The organism is Segatella copri (assembly GCF_019127135.1).
Classification (GTDB): domain Bacteria; phylum Bacteroidota; class Bacteroidia; order Bacteroidales; family Bacteroidaceae; genus Prevotella.
In genome coordinates this window covers 45,026-61,236 of sequence record NZ_JAHOEA010000010.1, presented here as the reverse complement: position 1 = coordinate 61,236, position 16,211 = coordinate 45,026, and the positions used below count along the sequence as shown (strand labels likewise).

Sequence of the window (16,211 nt, the reverse complement as noted above, 5' to 3'; positions counted from 1 at the left end):
CGTGCAAAGATAGCAACAAATACTTGTATTCAAGAAGATACGTTATGATTTTTAAGAGATTTTATCGGTCTCTCTGCCATTCTTTTAACAAGTATATATCATAGCCAAACATTTTCCACCTATTTTGCTAGAATTTCCCAAAAACTTCGTATCTTTGCAATGGCTTTATGCAAGATAAGCTGTTTATAAAATCATCAAACGTAGAATTATGGAAAGAAAAAGTTATTCTATAGATATAAATCGCATTGCACAATATGCCATGTATGCATATTGCATTTTCGCATTGTTTTCGCTGGCATTTTCTGTTTGCAGACAAGCGGGCTTATCCTTCAGAACAAGTCCCATCCTGATTCCAATAAGTCCCATCCTGGTTACCATCAAGCAACTGGTCTTGCAGCTCGCCCCTATAGCTTTATGGGGAATATTCCGCTACACGCTACCGACAGGCGTAAAATTGCTACGACGCTGCAGCAAGTTGATGGTACTTTACTATGTGCTCTCATTCATCCTGGGCCAATGCTTCAATCTTCATCTCGTAACGATGATGCAGAACGGACAGATAACACCCACGGCAACTATTCTTACCTGGATACAAAGCTCTATGGGATTGATTTCCGTCATCGCCTCCCTGGTAGCCGGCTGCCATCTGTACAGCAAGCACAGAGGTAACATGCGCAAACTGGGCTTAGCCCTTATCCTGGTTTTCATGGTATGGCTGATATGCTCGAATCTCCTCCCTGCGGCAGTGTTTTGTCTGGCAGGTAACACCCAGCAGGCAGCCTTCACCTGCATGAATCTCATCAGTATGATAACCACAACATCGACTTATATATACGTATACTATAGGATGTTTCGGGCAATAAAAACGATAGGATGTTTCGGGCAATAAAACTAATAAATACAAATTCTCGGATATACAGATTATAGAAAGGTTATCAGTTTTACAGAAAGTGTTATCAGTTCTACAGAAAGAAATTTGCAATGCACTGCAAATTTCACCAAGAAACACAAGAAATTTGCACTACACTGCAAATTTCCCGAAAAAGTTTCGTATATTTGCAGCGCATTTCATTTTTAGCAATCAAGATAGAATGCAAAATGAATAGCAAAGTGAATAAATAGAACATAAAGAGAATATGTGCTCGACTGGCTTATGGAATGCTATGATTCGCCTAAAAAATAAGACTCACATAGAAAAGCAATAATGGAAAAGAATCAGATTTTTGAAAATATTATGAGCCGTACATCGGTGAGAAGCTATACAGACATGCCTGTAGAGCCGGAGAAGGTGGAGATGATGCTGCGTGCCGGCATGGCGGCTCCATCGGCATGCAACAAGCAGCCTTGGCATTTTGTGGTTATCAACGACCGGGAGATTCTCGACCAGATACCACAGTTCAGTCCTTATGCCGGCATGGTGAAGCAGGCACCGCTCGCCATCGTGGTTTGCGGATGCCTTGACAAGACGCTGGAAGGCACAGAGCAGGAGTTCTGGATTCAAGACTGTTCGGCAGCCACGGAGAACATCCTGCTGATGGCTCACGGCTTGGGACTTGGCGGAGTATGGACAGCCCTCTATCCCCTAAAAGAACGGTACGAGGGAATGCAGCAACTACAGCATCTGCCCAAGACGATGATTCCGCTCAACACCCTCATCATCGGATATCCGAAGAATCTGGCGGAAGCAAAGAATAAGTGGAAAGAGGAGAATGTATCCTATAATAAATGGATGGAGAAAAATTCATAATACAAGAAAGAAAAAGTATGAATATCAAGGAGAATTATCAACAATATGTAAGCCGATATGCTTCTGAGGTGGCTGCCCTGAAGCGTAAGAATACGGGATTTATAACAGGAGAGCTGCTGGCTTTTGGCGGCATCCTCGCCTTCCTGATCTGCTATTTCGCAATGGATGGAGATACGCAGAACTATCTGATGGGGGCAATTTGGTGCCTGATTGCCTATCTGGGTATCAGACGACTTGACGACAAAAATAAGGAGAAGATAGAGCATCTTTCGGCATTGCTCAAGGTTTATCAGGACGAAATCAAGGCTTGGGAGGGCGATTTCTCGCCTTTCGAAACGGGCGATTCCTATCAGAATCCGCAGCATCCTTATTCCTTCGACCTCGATGTTTTCGGCAAGAGTTCGCTGTTCAACCGCATCTGCCGAACCATCACATCGGGCGGTTCGGAGGCACTCGCCAGGAATCTTACCCGGGAAACGCCTCTGAGCATGGAGGATATCAAAAGAAGAAGAGATTTGCAGAAGGAATTGGCTGGAGAAGGCGAAAACTGGCGAATGGAATTTCTGGCACTTGGCGAAAAGAACAGAAGCCAAACTGCAAATGGCAAAATGGTGAATGGCAAGATGAAGAAGATTGATTCTGCTGCGGTGGTGGATGCGATGCAGAAGGTTTCGAAGATGGAGGTGCCGGCATGGTTTGGATCTCCGGTTTCTCTCGTTATCGGATGGATGATGATTATTGGAGTCATCGGTTCCGTGATTTTATCGATATGCGATATGGTTTCGGTGAATTTCGCCCTATGGTGGGTGTTGGTTCAATACATGGTGGTATTCTTCGTCTGCAAGCAGACACTTGACAAGATAGATAGCAATGGCGGCAAGCTTCGCCATCAGCTCATCGCCTATGCCCAGATACTTCAGCTTATCAACAGGCGCAATTTCCATAGCGAATCAGGCAAGGAAATGCAGGATTCCCTGGCAGATGCCCTGCCTTCCTTTGCCCAACTGGAAAAGATATTGAAGGGGTATGACAGAAGAGGCAACTTCCTGGGTCTTTTCTTCACCGATGCCTTCATGCTGAGCGATTTCTTCCTGGTTCGCAGTTTTCTGAAATGGAAGAATACCTATATGATGAAGATGGAGGAATGGATGCATATCATCAGCGAGATGGATGCAATGGTTTCGATGGCGAATTTCAGATATAATCATCCAGAGGCAGAAGAGGCAGAATTTGTTTCGGGAAGTCCGGAAGCAGATACTGAAAGCTATGTTTCAGAAAATGCAGGAATCGGAAGTCCGGAAATCGTGTTCGAGGGTAAGAATCTCTATCATCCTTTCCTGGGTGCCAAGGCGGTGAAGAACGATTTCACCATCAAGGACGACAACTATTATATCATCACCGGAGCCAACATGGCGGGAAAGAGTACCTTCCTGCGTTCGCTGGGCGTGAACTATATCCTAGCAATGGCGGGTATGCCGGTGTTTGCAGATCAGCTGAAGATTTCACGTTTCAGATTGTTCTCGAGTATGAGAACCACCGATGATCTTACGCATGGCATCTCTTATTTCAATGCAGAATTGATCAGATTGGAGGAGCTTTTGAAGTTCTGCAAGGAAAGTGCAGAGGGAGAGTTCTGCAAGGAAAGTGCAGAGGGCTATAAGGAGCCACTCCGAACGCTGATTATTCTGGATGAGATTCTGAAGGGAACGAATTCATTGGATAAGCTGAATGGTTCGAGAAAGTTCCTCGAAGCCATTGCCAAGCAGCCGGTGAGCGGTATCATTGCGACCCACGACCTGGAACTTTCCAAGATGGAGAATGATGCATCAGGAAAATTCCACAACTATTGTTTCGAGATAGATTTGGGCACGGATGTTACCTATACTTATAAGATACAGAAGGGCGTGGCAAGAAACCAGAATGCCACCTTCTTACTGAATAAGATTCTGGAGAAATATTAGAATAAAAAGAGAAACTCCCGATAATTTGATCAGTTTCAAATTATCGGGAGTTTTCCTTTTAAATTATACATTATAACTCAACGCTATCCAGGCGGAATTTGAGCAAGCCGGCTGGTACCTTTACCATTACCTCTTCACCAGCCTTCTTACCCAGAAGGGCCTTGGCGATAGGCGACTTGATGGAAATCTTGCCACTATGCAAATCAGCCTCGTGAGGATTCACTATGGTATAATTCATGCTGCACTTGTTGGCGAGATTGGTAATCTTAATCTTGCTCAACAAGCCAACGGTATCACTCTTCAGGCGAGACTTGTCGATGACACGGGCATTCTCCAAAACCTTCTGTTTGAAACTGATGCGGCTCAACAGTTTGCCCTGCTCGCGCTTGGCAGCATGATACTCGAAATTCTCGCTGAGGTCACCCTTGTCGCGAGCCTCAGCTATCGCATCGCGAACGGCTGGCAACTCTACGTTAACCATGTGTTGAAGTTCGGCCACGAGCTCATCGTAGCCTTCCTGAGACATATATTCCATATTTCCTAATTTTCTAATTTCTTATTGTTATGAATGATGATTTTTTATTCGGGGTGCAAAGTTACTAGTAAATCACGAAATCACCAAACTTTTTCAGTAAAAAAGTGAAGGAAACTAAAGATTAGAAAAAACAGAAGCATCAAAAATCATTATTTTTGGGTATTGCAGAAGTAGATAGATATTCTTACCTTTGCAACCCATTTAGTAGAAAACAACAATGTTTATTAGAAAACAACAATGAGAGAAAAAAAGAAAAAACGTTTTACATGGAAGAAATACCATCGTTGGTTCGGACTTGTACTGTCTGTCTTTATGCTGGTATTCTGCGTATCAGGCATCATTCTGAATCATCGCCAGCTATTCGCCGGTTGTGAGGTAAGCAGAAGTTTGATGCCATCGGCTTATCATATCAAGAATTTCAACAACGGCATCATCAAGGGTTCTATCAAGATCAATCACCGCATCAGCAAAACTCCAAGTGATTCCATCCTGGCGTATGGTTATGGTGGCGTATGGCTTACGGATGCAGAGATGAAAAGTTGGAAAGACTTTAACAAGGGATTACCCAAGAATGTGGATGGCAGGAATATCCGAAACATGGTGCAGACGAAGAATGGAGAAATCTGGTGCGCAGCCATGATGGATGTATATCGCTTCGATGGAAAGGAATGGAAGATGTTTCCGCTCGCAGATAACGAAGAGAGAATCACCGACATTACATTAACCAAAGACAGCACAAGCATCATCGCCATGACCCGCTCTGCCGTTTATGAAATATCCGGTAAGAAGACGGATGCTGCCAACGAAAAGACGGATGCTGCCAACGAAAAGACGAATGTTACCCGCAAAATCATCGGTCAACCGGAAGGTTTTGTTCCGGAAGTTACCCTTTTCAAGACCGTTTGGAACCTGCATAGCGGTGCTTTCTTCGGATTAGCCGGAAGATTGGTGGTGGATGCCATCGCCATCGTACTTATCATCCTTTCGATAACGGGCATCATCCTTTTCATTCTGCCTTACCGTATTCGCCGACAGAAGAGATTACAGGCAAGAGAAAAGATGCAGAAGCTTGGCAAGCAGATGGTTTTCAATGCAAAATGGCATAATAAATTAGGATACACGACTATCATCCTTACACTTTGGCTAGCGATAACAGGTATGTGTCTCCGTCCACCATTGATGATACCTCTTGCCATGAACAAAACCACAGAAAAGGTGAAGGATGGAAATGTCTGGCACGATAAACTTCGCGCTATCCGTTGGGATGCTGCAGAGGGCAACTGGCTTGTTTCTACCTCAGAAGGATTCCTGAGAGTGGATGAGCATTTCCAGCATAAACCTATCTTATTAAATAAGGAGAAGGCACCAAAGGTAAGTCCGATGGGAGTGAATGCTTTCGAGAGTGATGGCAAGGGAGGTTGGCTGATAGGATCATTCAGCGGCATGTTCCGTTGGAATCCGGAAAAGAATCTGATTGTGGATTATTTCACAGGGAAAGCCAACCAAGGAAAATCGATGATTCCGATTTCCAGTTCTTTGGTTAGCGGTTATTCCAAGGACTTCTTTGGAGGAAAAGAAGTGATTTTCGATTATAGCAAAGGGGCGAGCTTAGGTGAAACAGCATCTACCCCAGAGTTGCTTTCTGCCACACCCATGTCGCTTTGGAATGTGGCATTAGAACTCCATGTGGGTAGATGCTATTCTCCATTCTTAGGGCCTCTTTCCGACCTTTTCGTCTTCATCTCCGGCTTGCTGATTACGCTGGTTTTGCTTTCCGGCTACATCATTCTGCACCGGAGAAAGAAGAAGAACCCCAAACTTCCTCGGAAATCTCTCTAACCAAATCTATCTTTGCCCATTGCTCAGCATCGGTAAGTTTATTGCCAATCTCGCAAGAGGCGAAGCCGCATTGAGGACTGAGGCTCAGGCGATTGAGAGGGATATATTTGGCAGCTTCGTGGATTCTGGCGATGACCGTAGCCTTATCCTCCAACACAGGAGATTTAGAGGTTACCAAACCCAGAACCACCTTCTTGCCATCTGCCACATACTTCAAAGGCTCGAAACTACCCGAACGCTCATCGTCATACTCCAGATAGAAGGTATCTACATCTTCATGAGCGAAAAGATAAGGAGCTACGGCATCGTAGGCACCTTTGGTGGCATAGCAGGAATGATAATTGCCACGGCATACGTGGGTGTTGATGCTCAACCCCTCCGGTTTGCCCTCGATGGCAAGATTGTTCACCTTCAGATATTGCAGGGCTTCCTGCTCTAGGGTGAACCCTGTGCCCACCTTAGCCTTCCAGTAATCACTATCCACAATCATTCCCCAGGTGCAATCATCCAGCTGGACGGTACGGCAACCGGCTGCATAAATCTCCTGGAAGAAGGTGCGATAAGCCTGGGCTATATCCTCAATCAGCTGGGTGGTGTTAGGATAGAACTTGCGGGTGTTCTCGGCATTCTTGCCACGGAATAATTCGGCAAGAAACTGTGCAGGAGCAGGAACCGTCTGCTTTGCCTCGAAGATATATTCGCCATTGGCATCCAACTCTTCAAACTGCTTCACAAACAGGAAATCCTTGATAAAAGGATGATTCTCGCCGGTAATCTTGCCGGTCAGTTGGATAGAACCCTTGGTTGTCTCCTCGCCATGAAACTGGTAGCCATGCTCCAGTTCGATATGCTCCACGCCATTGAATCCCCACATAAAGTCGAGATGCCAATAGCTGCGGCGGAACTCGCCATCGGTGATATAAGGCAGGCGATGCGCCTTCTGCTGTCTGATGACCTCAGTAATCAGACGGTCTTCTACAGCACGAAGGTCGGTGGCAGAAATCTTGCCATCAGCAAACTTGGCTCTTGCTTCTTTCAACTCTGCAGGGCGCAAATAGCTGCCCACTGCCTCAAAATGTATATTTCTTACGTTGCTCATATTTTTATCTCCTTAATTATTATTTGATGTGAATGACTCTTTATCCTGTCATTACTGATGAATGACGCTTTGCATCCGGAATTGCGGGTGCAAAGGTAAGAAGAAGAATTTTATTTGCCAAATATTCTCCGTAATTCAGAAAAATATACTATCTTTGCAGCAAATTAAGCAAATCAGCAGAATATTATTCTGCAAAAATGAATAAAATCAGTAATAAAGAAACAATGGCTACAGAAGAAAATCTCGACGAAATCGATATCAAGATACTCAAATTGTTGCAGCAGAACTCGCGACTCACCGTGAAGGAACTTGCCGCAAGAGTACACCTCTCCCCTTCTCCCACCTTCGAACGACAGAAGCGATTGGAGCGTGAGGGATACATCCAGCGATATGGAGCGATAGTGGATCATCACAAGATGGGACACAACGTAATCGTGCTCTGCAATATCCGACTGAAGCAGCACACCCACGATTTGATTCAGCAATTCATGGATACCGTGCAAACCATCGACCAGATAACGGAATGCTACAACACCACCGGTGATTACGATTTCCAGATCAAGGTATATGCCCGGGATATGAAAGCCTATCAGGACTTCATGCTCAACACCCTGGGAAACATCGACTGCATCGGAAGTCTGCACAGCATCATCGTGATTGGAGAAATCAAGGATTCGCATTATATTCCCGTAGCAAAATAAGGAGAAACGTGATGAAAGCAAAAAATATATTGATGATATGCCTGTTTATTTCCGGACTTTTCTGCCTCCCATCCAAGGCACAGAAGCCGGGAGAAATCGTCAGTCCCCAAACCATCAGAAAACTGGGCGCGAAGCATTTCTTCTCCACATCCCCCATTCCTGATGATATCTTCCGCCTGATGCAGGGCAAGACATACAAGAAAAACTGTACCGTGGCAAGAAGCGAACTGAGATACATAAGATGCCTGCACGTAGACAAGGACGGCAGAAACATCGTAGGAGAGATGGTAGTGAACAGGGCGATAGCCACAGATGTGCTCGATATTCTCAAAAAGCTATACGAGGCAAAATATCCGATAGAACGGATGAGACTCATTGACTACTGGAATGCCGACGATGAAAGGGCGATGAGAGCCAACAACTCCTCCAGTTTCAACTTCCGCTTCATCTCGCATACCCATACGGTATCGAAACACGGAAGGGGACTGGCCGTAGACATCAACACCCTCTACAATCCTTATCACAAACGGCTGAAGAACGGCAAGGAAGTGGTAGAGCCTGCCACCGCCCGCCCCTATCTGGACCGCAGCAAGAACCACGCTTACATGATTAAGAAAGGCGACCTCTGCTACCGGCTTTTCAAGGCAAAAGGATTCAGATGGGGAGGTGACTGGAAACGCAGCAAGGATTACCAGCACTTCGAAAAATAGAAATGCAGGAAAGAACAGCCAGCAGGGAAAGGACATAAAAAAGACTATGCCTATGTTACATCATTTCTTTAGTAACTATGGCATAGCCTTTCATTATCCTAACGATCTTTTTTATATGTAATACAAATTTAACTCACCTGCTACAGCCTTATTTTAAGATATTGCAACTAGCTGTACCAGACAGAATTATATTCTCTACGTTCATCGTCCTCATTATAGAGGTTCTCATATTCAAGGTTCATAGCCTCGAATGATTCCAGTGTCTGTTTCATGATAACTCCTCCTCTATTTATTAAGTTCAACTTTTAATATGGCAAAATTACTAAAAAAACAGATTCCTGATGTCAATATTTCAGAAAACTTTTGTATTTTTGCACCATCTCTGCACATCTGGGGCAAAAAGTGCAAAAAAACAGCTCTGTTCAAGAGCCATGCAAGATAAAAAACAAGAAACAAAATGAAGATATTACATACTTTACGACTCGACAGAATGAAGTGGCGCCACTGGGTACTGCTGCTGTTGCTCATCCTCGTCACCCTTACCAAGATGATTCCTCTCTGGGGAGTTATCTACACCTACCGTGTTTATCCCATTATCGGCACCCTTCTCTCGCCCATCTCGGGCATCTTTCCCTTTGCCGTGGGCGATATTTTCATTGCTCTCAGCATTGCCTGGGTCATCCTCTATCCTATCTACGAGATGGGATTACGGAAGAAACTCGCCCGTCGGTTTATCTTTCTTGCTGCCAAGAGCGGCGGCTATCCGAAGAAAAAGGCGGTCTTCGGAAGGGTAATTGAATATCTGCTGTGGGTATATGTATGGTTTTATGCAGCTTGGGGACTGAACTATTCGCAGCCTGTTATCTATTATAGAGTTGGCATGCAGCCTGCTGAAGTTTCGGAAGAGAAGTTCCGGAAATTTGCCTACCAGTATGCTGACAGCCTCAACCTTTTGAGTGAAGAACGGAGAGGGAAGAGTGAAAAAATCAATTGTATTGTGGATGATAAACTGAAGAATCGGGTGCGGGATGCGGTTCTGAAGGAATATAACAAGATAGGCTATCGGGAGGGCATCAATCCGCCTTTCAACCAGCATCCGCATGCCAAGACGATGGTGTTTACGCCCATCAGTTCGATGTCGGGTGTAACCGGCAGCATGGGACCATTCTTCTGTGAATTTACGCTGAACGGCGATATCCGGGCGCATGATTATCCGGCTACCTATGCCCATGAATTTGCTCATTTCCTGGGTATTGCCAACGAAGGAGAGGCAAATTTCTACAGTTATCTCGTCTGTACGGCATCACAGGATAAGGCTGTAAAATTCAGCGGATATTACCACATTCTGCCCCATGTATTATATAATGTATTCGATATTCTCGGCGAAAAGGAAGGTGAGAAATATCTGAAACATATCCGTCCTGAGATAATCAGGCTGTTGAAAAGCGACCGCCAATACTGGCAGGGCAAAAGATGCAAGGTACTGGATGCCGCCCAGGATTTCTTCTTCGAACTCTATCTGAGAGGCAACCATGTAGAAGGCGGCAGAAAGAGCTATGCCGGCGTCATCGGTCTGATTCTGGCTTGGGAGAACAAGCAGGAAAAATCTCTTATGAAAAGATGATAGAAATAATTACATGAGAAAGAAAAGACGATTGGCGCGCGCTCTTGCACCAATCGTCGTTCGCATATATTTGAATATAGAAAGTAATCTTTTTTCCTTGTATAAGAGGACTAATATATTATTACGCTAAACATTTCTGCCGTTTTTACTTCTGCTGTGCAGGTCCATGCATTCTTCTTGGACCTGGTCTTCCATCCTTACCCATTCCCTTGCGCGGACCTTTCTGGGCAAAGCGCTTCATCATCTGTCGCTCCAGTTCGTAAACACGCTGAATCTGCTGCTGGCTCAGGAACTGTGAATACTTCTTGTAGTATTTCTGACGGATGTTGAGAATCTTCTCGCTCATCTCGAAACGCTGCTTGATTTCCTGTTCGGTCTGAGCATCCGTTTTCATTTCGCCCTTCTTGTGATGAAGGCGAGGACCTAAAGCCCATACCTCTTTCTGATAATCAGTATAGGTCTCGATAAACTTAGCGTTGGTCTTTTCATCAAGCCCCAAATTACGAGAGATGTACTGAGCCTGCTTTTCTGCCAACTGTTCACGACTGAGGCGCTGCTTCTGGTTAGGCGCCTGTGCACATACACTTGTAGTAACCGTCATCATGGCGATGACCATCATTAAAATACCCAAAATTCGTTTCATAACTCTGTCATTTTAAATTATTATTGAATCCGTTTAATTGTTGAGGAACACATCCTCCTGATATACAGAGAGAAGATAAGCCTGATCGGCAGAAGACAGCTGAGCGAAAGCCTTATCAACCTCCTGTATTCCGTTATTCACCTGTGAAGGTTGAGAAGAAGAGGCTGAGAAATCGATGTTGAGTACCAGAAGTACTGCCACCGATGCAGCCACAGCTATTGCAGCCGTCCAAATCACCTTCCTCAGAGATCGTTTCTTCGGCTGTATCCTGACAGGTGCCGGTTTGTCGTTCTTCACCTGCTCCAGGATATTGGCTTCCATCTCCTTGAAGAATCCTTCTGGCGTAGAATAAGGCATCCGCTTACCCACCTTACCGAAGTCAAACTTCCCGGTTTTGTTGAAATCAAAATTTGTATCCATATTCTTTTCCATTTAGAATAACCATTAAAAACTCACAGAACTCTCACTTAATCGTTCGAATTCATGTACTTGATAATTTTCTCCTTGGCAACATGATAGCTTGCCTTGATACTGGCTGGCGTGGAATCAGCGACCTTCGCTATTTCGTCGAACCCGAGTTCATCGTAATATCTCATATTGAATGCCAGCTGCTGCTTAGGCGGAAGCGAGAGAATCGCTTTCTGCAGTTTTACCGCCACCTTATCATCGAAGTCGATATAATTATCTGCTGGGATGAGACTGACGCCCGTTGAATCTGATTCCAGAGAAACTTCTTCCTGTTTCCGTTTGCTGATGAGCCGCAAAGCCTCGTTGGTAGCGATGCGGTAAATCCAACTTCTCAGCGAGCAGTCGCCCCGATATTGATTGAACGAGCGATAGATTCTCATAAAAGTTTCCTGCGAAGCATCCTGTGCATCATCATGCGAAACCACCAATCGGCGTATATGCCAGTAAACCGGTTCCTGATACTTCATCATCAGCATTCTGAATCCGTTCTCCGGGCATTCCTTCAGCGTATCCACTATGCCTTTGTCATTTACACTCATATTCGTTTATTTTCATGAACGTTACGATTATATGACCTTCAGAAACGGGAAAAGTAAAAAGCGGGATGCATTTTTTTTCGATACCTGCTTAATTTTTCCTCCTTTTTTCTCTTTTAATATCATAGAGAAGAGAAAAAAGGGAGCTATTTCTCCGCTTTCTCAAAGAAAAAGTATATATTTGCAAACGGATTTAGAATATCGAATCGATATGAAGAAAGAAAAGAATTTTTCAGAAACTGATTTTCAGAAGAAGGCATTAGAAAGCTTATCGGACGATGAGATTCTGCAGGGCTTCAAGGATGCCGATGCCAGAATCGTAAGGGAGTATTACTACGGATACTGCCGGGTGGCTTATTGCATCTACGATAAGCGATACGACCTGCAGCACAAGCCGGGCATGGACTTCTTCTCGCTGGCTCACGAATACTATCTCTATCTCTGCGAACACGACTTCAAGCCTCTGGAAGACCGGAAGCCGAGCATGTCGCTCAAAACCTGGATGGTGAATGGTTTCCGGTTCCTGCTGCTGGATAAACTGAAGGAAGTGGTAAAGGAGCATCACTTCGAGAGTTTCGAAGCAAGGCAGGAAAGCCGCAAGATGCAGTTTGACGTAACCGACAACCAGTTTGAGCACGATCTTTATCAGACGATAGAAGACATCGGCAATTTCTATTATGGCAGAGACAGTAAGAACAGCATCATCCTGAAAATGCTCTATATAGAGGGATTCAGGGGCAAGGACGTAGCCGCCCAGTTGGGCATATCCCATTCAGCCGTCACCCAGCGTTGCCAGAAGATGATGCACGATGTGGTGATTCCTTATTTCAAGAGATACTTCGATGCATCGGAATACGGAAGCTATCTATCGTTCGGCGATAAAGACGCATGTATCGAAAGTGCTCCGAAGATGTCGATGCCGAGTATGATGTCTTCGAGAATGTACTGCGAGGAAGCAGCTGAAGATAATAACATATTTAATAATAGCAATATGGAAGATAAGAAGAAGGGAAGAATCACTCCTAGCTGGATTGATTCATTAAAGGAGAACGAGATTTTTGTGTTTGGCAGCAATCTGGCTGGCATGCATGGTGGCGGTGCAGCCCGCATAGCCCGATTACATTTCGGTGCCGTCATGGGACAGGGCGTAGGCTTGCAAGGCCAGAGTTACGCCATCCCTACGATGCAGGGTGGCGTGGAAACCATCCGTCCATACGTGGAGCTATTCATTATCTTTGCCCATCAGCATCCCGAGCTTCATTTCCTGGTAACCCCAATAGGTTGCGGCATAGCCGGCTTCGAAGCCGAAGACATCGCCCCATTGTTTGAGAGTGCAAAGGAGATGAAGAACATCAGCCTGCCGGAGAGTTTCTGGGAGGTGATAGAGTAATCTTCTGAAGAAAGAGCGGAAAACAGTTTTTGAAAGAAAAAGGAAAAGATTATGCTGAACTTGAAAAAATCTTTAGAATCATTTACTTTGAGTGAGGATACACGGAGAAAAATTCTGAACGAGAACCACCCTTTCGGGAATCAGGGCACTCCATTCATCCCTTCGGAATTCAAGGAAATCGCCCAGATAGCTTTAGCCGGCCACTTCCAGGTAAGTGCTGGAACCCAATAGGTAACAGTACAACCCACATGTATGGAGTTCTACTATCACGAAGAGGCAGAGGGTGGCATCAAAGACCCCATCGTATATCATCGCAACCCCAAGAACGGTTCTCCCAAGAGCATCTTCAAATTGGGCATCCTGCACAACCATGTTTCTGGAATCGACATCACGTTCGAGAAGGGCACCCATCCCGAAGATGCCATCAGGGCATCCCTGCTGATACGTGAGTTTTCGGTAGATGGAAATCCACCCGACAGTCGTTCTACCTTATTATATGATATGCTTTATTCGCAAGCCTCCATCTTCGATGGCTTCTCCATCAAATGGGTTGATGGAGAAGAAAAGGCAGAGGTAGAAGCTGATGTGCGCAAGAACGTGGCGAAATATGATGAAAACGGCCAAAAGATGCAGGCAAAAGAGCATCAGGATCTTCTCGACAAAGGGTTCACTCTGACAAAAGACAGGAAGCATATCCAAGACCCACGGCCATGGCAATTTAAAAAGAAAAAATTATGTTAGGAGCAATAATAGGAGATATTGCTGGCTCAAAATATGAGTTCAACAATACGTTTGATTATGATTTCGAGATGTTCGGCGAAGGATGCGACTTCACCGATGATACCATTTGTACGGTGGCGATAGCTGATGCGATACTGAACGGACGAAGCTATCAGGAAAGCCTGCTGGATTGGTGCCGCCGCTATCCTTCTCCAAAAGGAGCGTATGGCGGAAGATTCGCGGGGTGGATTCGTTCTCTTGATCCGCAGCCATATAATAGTTTTGGCAATGGTTCGGCAATGCGAGTTTCACCGGTGGCTTGGCTATTCGATGACCTGTCGCAGGTTTTGGAAGAGGCAGAGAAAACGGCTCTTCCTACTCATAACCATCCCGAAGGAATCAAGGGAGCCAAAGCCGTGGCTCATGCCATCTGGCATTTCCGCAAGAGCAGATTCTCAGAAGAATCTAAGGAGTGTAAAGATAAGAATTCTAAAGAATCTGATGATAAGGCAATGAAAGCCTTCAGGGAAATTGCCCGAAGCTACTACGAAGATTTCGATACCCGAGATTATCCGAAAGGCAAATTCGATGAAACCTGCATGGATGCCGTGCCATTATCTTTCTATCTCCTCTCGCAAGCCTCATCCTTCGAAGATGCCATCCGCCTAGCCATATCTCATGGCGGCGATAGCGATACCATCGGAGCCATCGTTGGCAGTATCGCCGAAGCACGATTCGGTATTCCACAAGAGATTAAGAACAGAGCTATGGAATATCTGCCGGATGAGATGCAAGATGTATTGAAACAATTTGCAGGGAAATGCGAAATAAAGCCCAAATAATTTGGTGTTATCGAAGAAAAGTCTTAACTTTGCCCCATACATATTAAAAAAGTAAGATTATGCAAGAATATCAATTGGATTTCGTAACCTATTGCGTTGGCAACTTAGCCGACCGATTGAACATGAGTGCCAGTAAGGTATATAAGATGTTACGGTCAACAGATATCTTAAATGGCTATATGATACCCTGCTATGATGTGCTCCATACTTTCGGCAAGGAGTACATCATGGACGATTTGATTAACTTGTTAAAGAAACGGGGAGCATTAAAATGAAAGTTTATCATGCATCAAAATTCATCATAGAATCACCAGACATTTATCATTCTCGTGATTTATTGGATTTCGGCAAAGGATTCTATCTGACATCACTTGTCGAACAGGCGAAGAAATATGCCCAGCGATTCATCTTCCAAGGCGACAAAGCATATCTTAACCAATACATCTTAGATGAAAACTTAGACAGAGAATATAAGACAAAAGAGTTTATTGGTTACAACGAAGAGTGGTTAGATTTCGTTGCTTTATGCCGAATTGGGAAACAAACAAGTAAGTTTGATATGGTTACAGGTGGTATAGCTGATGATAAAGTATTCAATACCGTAGATCTTTACTTCTCCGGTAACATCAGTAAAGAAGAAGCACTTAAACGCTTAAAGTTTATCCATCCCAATCACCAGATATGTATTTTAAATCAAGATATTCTAAACAAGCATCTGCACTTTCTTCGGTCAGATGAAATAATATAAGGAGGGACTTTCATGGAAGCAAACAAGACAATACTCCAAATGAAATATGCTCGCATAGTACCTATCTTTGCAGAGCAAACAGGCATTACGTTGGAAGATGCTCTAGATTTCTTTTATACTTCTTCTATTTATCAGATGATGAATGAAGGCATTGCTGATATGCATTGCAGAAGCGATGGATATTTGGCGAATTTAGTAAAAGAAGAGTGGAAGAATAAAATTGCATAGATTCCTAATTCACACTACAGCTTATTCTTCCGGATGATATGAGAGAAATATCGGCTAGAATAAAGTGTAGCAACTAGGCTCAGCAAAGCTGCTGACTGCAGTCAGCAGACCTGCCGACTAGGCTCGGCAGACCTGCTGAGCCTAGTGGCAACTGCTGAGAAGGTATCTTCTGGAACCCAAGGAGTAATGTCTTTCAACTCACGAAGACGCTTGCATCAACCTATAAAGTTGACTTCTTTATCCCATCTATCCGACTCCGTCATCCAGTAGAACCAACTTATTCTGCTAAATCAACCCTATCTACAACCTTCTCCAGGCAGTTAATCATTTTGATACTGCTTATCAGAAATCGTGGTCCCAATAAAAGTGTCTGCGATGCTGGCGAGCTATAAAGTCGATATTACATGTAAATGAATCCCA

General features: G+C 44.5%; 19 protein-coding genes. 14 read left to right on the top strand and 5 right to left on the bottom strand.

Annotated elements, in window-relative coordinates:
- Positions 1-208 precede the first annotated feature (208 nt).
- The 3 genes from KSW37_RS04490 (at position 209) to KSW37_RS04480 (ending at position 3,708) form a co-directional block, all read left to right on the top strand.
- Complete coding sequence (locus KSW37_RS04490; protein ID WP_217313462.1) at positions 209-889, top strand: hypothetical protein; 681 nt, start codon at positions 209-211, stop codon at positions 887-889.
- 315 nt (positions 890-1,204) lie between these two features.
- On the top strand, positions 1,205-1,747 hold the full coding sequence (locus KSW37_RS04485) for a nitroreductase family protein (protein ID WP_217313463.1): 543 nt from the start codon (positions 1,205-1,207) through the stop codon (positions 1,745-1,747).
- Positions 1,748-1,764: 17 nt separating this feature from the next.
- A complete protein-coding gene (locus KSW37_RS04480; protein ID WP_217313464.1) occupies positions 1,765-3,708 on the top strand; it encodes a MutS-related protein in 1,944 nt (647 codons plus the stop codon).
- A gap of 70 nt (positions 3,709-3,778) precedes the next feature.
- Here KSW37_RS04480 and greA read toward each other — a convergent pair whose 3' ends face one another.
- The gene (gene greA, locus KSW37_RS04475) at positions 3,779-4,243 is read right to left on the bottom strand and encodes a transcription elongation factor GreA (RefSeq protein ID WP_006848453.1); all 465 of its coding nucleotides are present in this window, start codon (positions 4,241-4,243) and stop codon (positions 3,779-3,781) included.
- 237 nt (positions 4,244-4,480) lie between these two features.
- Between greA and KSW37_RS04470 the strand changes: the two genes are divergently transcribed.
- Positions 4,481-6,082: a PepSY-associated TM helix domain-containing protein gene (locus tag KSW37_RS04470; protein ID WP_217313465.1), complete on the top strand. Its 1,602-nt coding sequence runs from the start codon at positions 4,481-4,483 to the stop codon at positions 6,080-6,082.
- Here the strand turns inward: KSW37_RS04470 and KSW37_RS04465 are convergent.
- Positions 6,027-7,181 (bottom strand): 5-methyltetrahydropteroyltriglutamate--homocysteine S-methyltransferase, encoded by a 1,155-nt coding sequence (locus KSW37_RS04465; protein ID WP_217313466.1) that lies wholly within the window; start codon positions 7,179-7,181, stop codon positions 6,027-6,029. The two genes, KSW37_RS04470 and KSW37_RS04465, sit on opposite strands and share 56 nt — an antisense overlap.
- Positions 7,182-7,405: 224 nt before the next feature.
- Here KSW37_RS04465 and KSW37_RS04460 point away from each other — a divergent pair, with 224 nt between their 5' ends.
- The 3 genes from KSW37_RS04460 to KSW37_RS04450 all read left to right on the top strand — a co-directional run bounded on the left by KSW37_RS04460 (position 7,406) and on the right by KSW37_RS04450 (position 10,216).
- Positions 7,406-7,882 carry an Lrp/AsnC family transcriptional regulator gene (locus KSW37_RS04460; RefSeq protein ID WP_118141730.1) on the top strand — a complete coding sequence of 159 codons (477 nt, stop codon included), beginning with the start codon at positions 7,406-7,408 and terminating at the stop codon, positions 7,880-7,882.
- 11 nt (positions 7,883-7,893) lie between these two features.
- Entirely contained in the window at positions 7,894-8,592 is a 699-nt protein-coding gene (locus KSW37_RS04455; protein ID WP_217313467.1) for a M15 family metallopeptidase, read from the top strand.
- 457 nt (positions 8,593-9,049) lie between these two features.
- A complete protein-coding gene (locus KSW37_RS04450; protein ID WP_254368550.1) occupies positions 9,050-10,216 on the top strand; it encodes a DUF3810 domain-containing protein in 1,167 nt (388 codons plus the stop codon).
- A 145-nt stretch (positions 10,217-10,361) separates the two neighbouring features.
- Here KSW37_RS04450 and KSW37_RS04445 read toward each other — a convergent pair whose 3' ends face one another.
- Genes KSW37_RS04445 through KSW37_RS04435 form a run of 3 tightly spaced genes read right to left on the bottom strand, consistent with a single transcriptional unit; the run spans position 10,362 to position 11,866 of the window.
- Positions 10,362-10,859: a hypothetical protein gene (locus tag KSW37_RS04445; protein WP_217313468.1), complete on the bottom strand. Its 498-nt coding sequence runs from the start codon at positions 10,857-10,859 to the stop codon at positions 10,362-10,364.
- Positions 10,860-10,892: 33 nt separating this feature from the next.
- Positions 10,893-11,279, bottom strand: a complete 387-nt coding sequence (locus tag KSW37_RS04440) for a hypothetical protein (RefSeq protein WP_217313469.1) — start codon at positions 11,277-11,279, stop codon at positions 10,893-10,895.
- Positions 11,280-11,326: 47 nt separating this feature from the next.
- Positions 11,327-11,866, bottom strand: a complete 540-nt coding sequence (locus KSW37_RS04435; protein WP_217313470.1) for an RNA polymerase sigma factor — start codon at positions 11,864-11,866, stop codon at positions 11,327-11,329.
- A gap of 988 nt (positions 11,867-12,854) precedes the next feature.
- On the opposite strand from KSW37_RS04435, the gene KSW37_RS04430 reads away from it, so the two are divergent.
- The 7 genes from KSW37_RS04430 to KSW37_RS04400 are packed head-to-tail and all read left to right on the top strand — an operon-like array spanning position 12,855 to position 15,791.
- Complete coding sequence (locus tag KSW37_RS04430; RefSeq protein WP_217313493.1) at positions 12,855-13,253, top strand: A1S_2505 family phage non-structural protein; 399 nt, start codon at positions 12,855-12,857, stop codon at positions 13,251-13,253.
- Positions 13,254-13,304: 51 nt separating this feature from the next.
- Complete coding sequence (locus KSW37_RS04425) at positions 13,305-13,484, top strand: hypothetical protein (protein ID WP_217313471.1); 180 nt, start codon at positions 13,305-13,307, stop codon at positions 13,482-13,484.
- Positions 13,485-13,505: 21 nt separating this feature from the next.
- Positions 13,506-13,994: a hypothetical protein gene (locus KSW37_RS04420; protein WP_217313472.1), complete on the top strand. Its 489-nt coding sequence runs from the start codon at positions 13,506-13,508 to the stop codon at positions 13,992-13,994.
- Positions 13,988-14,815: an ADP-ribosylglycohydrolase family protein gene (locus tag KSW37_RS04415; protein WP_217313473.1), complete on the top strand. Its 828-nt coding sequence runs from the start codon at positions 13,988-13,990 to the stop codon at positions 14,813-14,815. Before KSW37_RS04420 ends, KSW37_RS04415 begins: the two co-directional genes overlap by 7 nt.
- 59 nt (positions 14,816-14,874) lie before the next feature.
- Positions 14,875-15,090, top strand: a complete 216-nt coding sequence (locus KSW37_RS04410; RefSeq protein ID WP_153082927.1) for a DUF3791 domain-containing protein — start codon at positions 14,875-14,877, stop codon at positions 15,088-15,090.
- Positions 15,087-15,563, top strand: a complete 477-nt coding sequence (locus KSW37_RS04405; protein WP_217313474.1) for a DUF3990 domain-containing protein — start codon at positions 15,087-15,089, stop codon at positions 15,561-15,563. The genes KSW37_RS04410 and KSW37_RS04405 overlap by 4 nt, the downstream gene beginning before the upstream one ends.
- Before the next feature lie 12 nt (positions 15,564-15,575).
- Positions 15,576-15,791 carry a hypothetical protein gene (locus KSW37_RS04400; protein ID WP_022120289.1) on the top strand — a complete coding sequence of 72 codons (216 nt, stop codon included), beginning with the start codon at positions 15,576-15,578 and terminating at the stop codon, positions 15,789-15,791.
- The last annotated feature ends 420 nt before the right edge of the window (positions 15,792-16,211 follow it).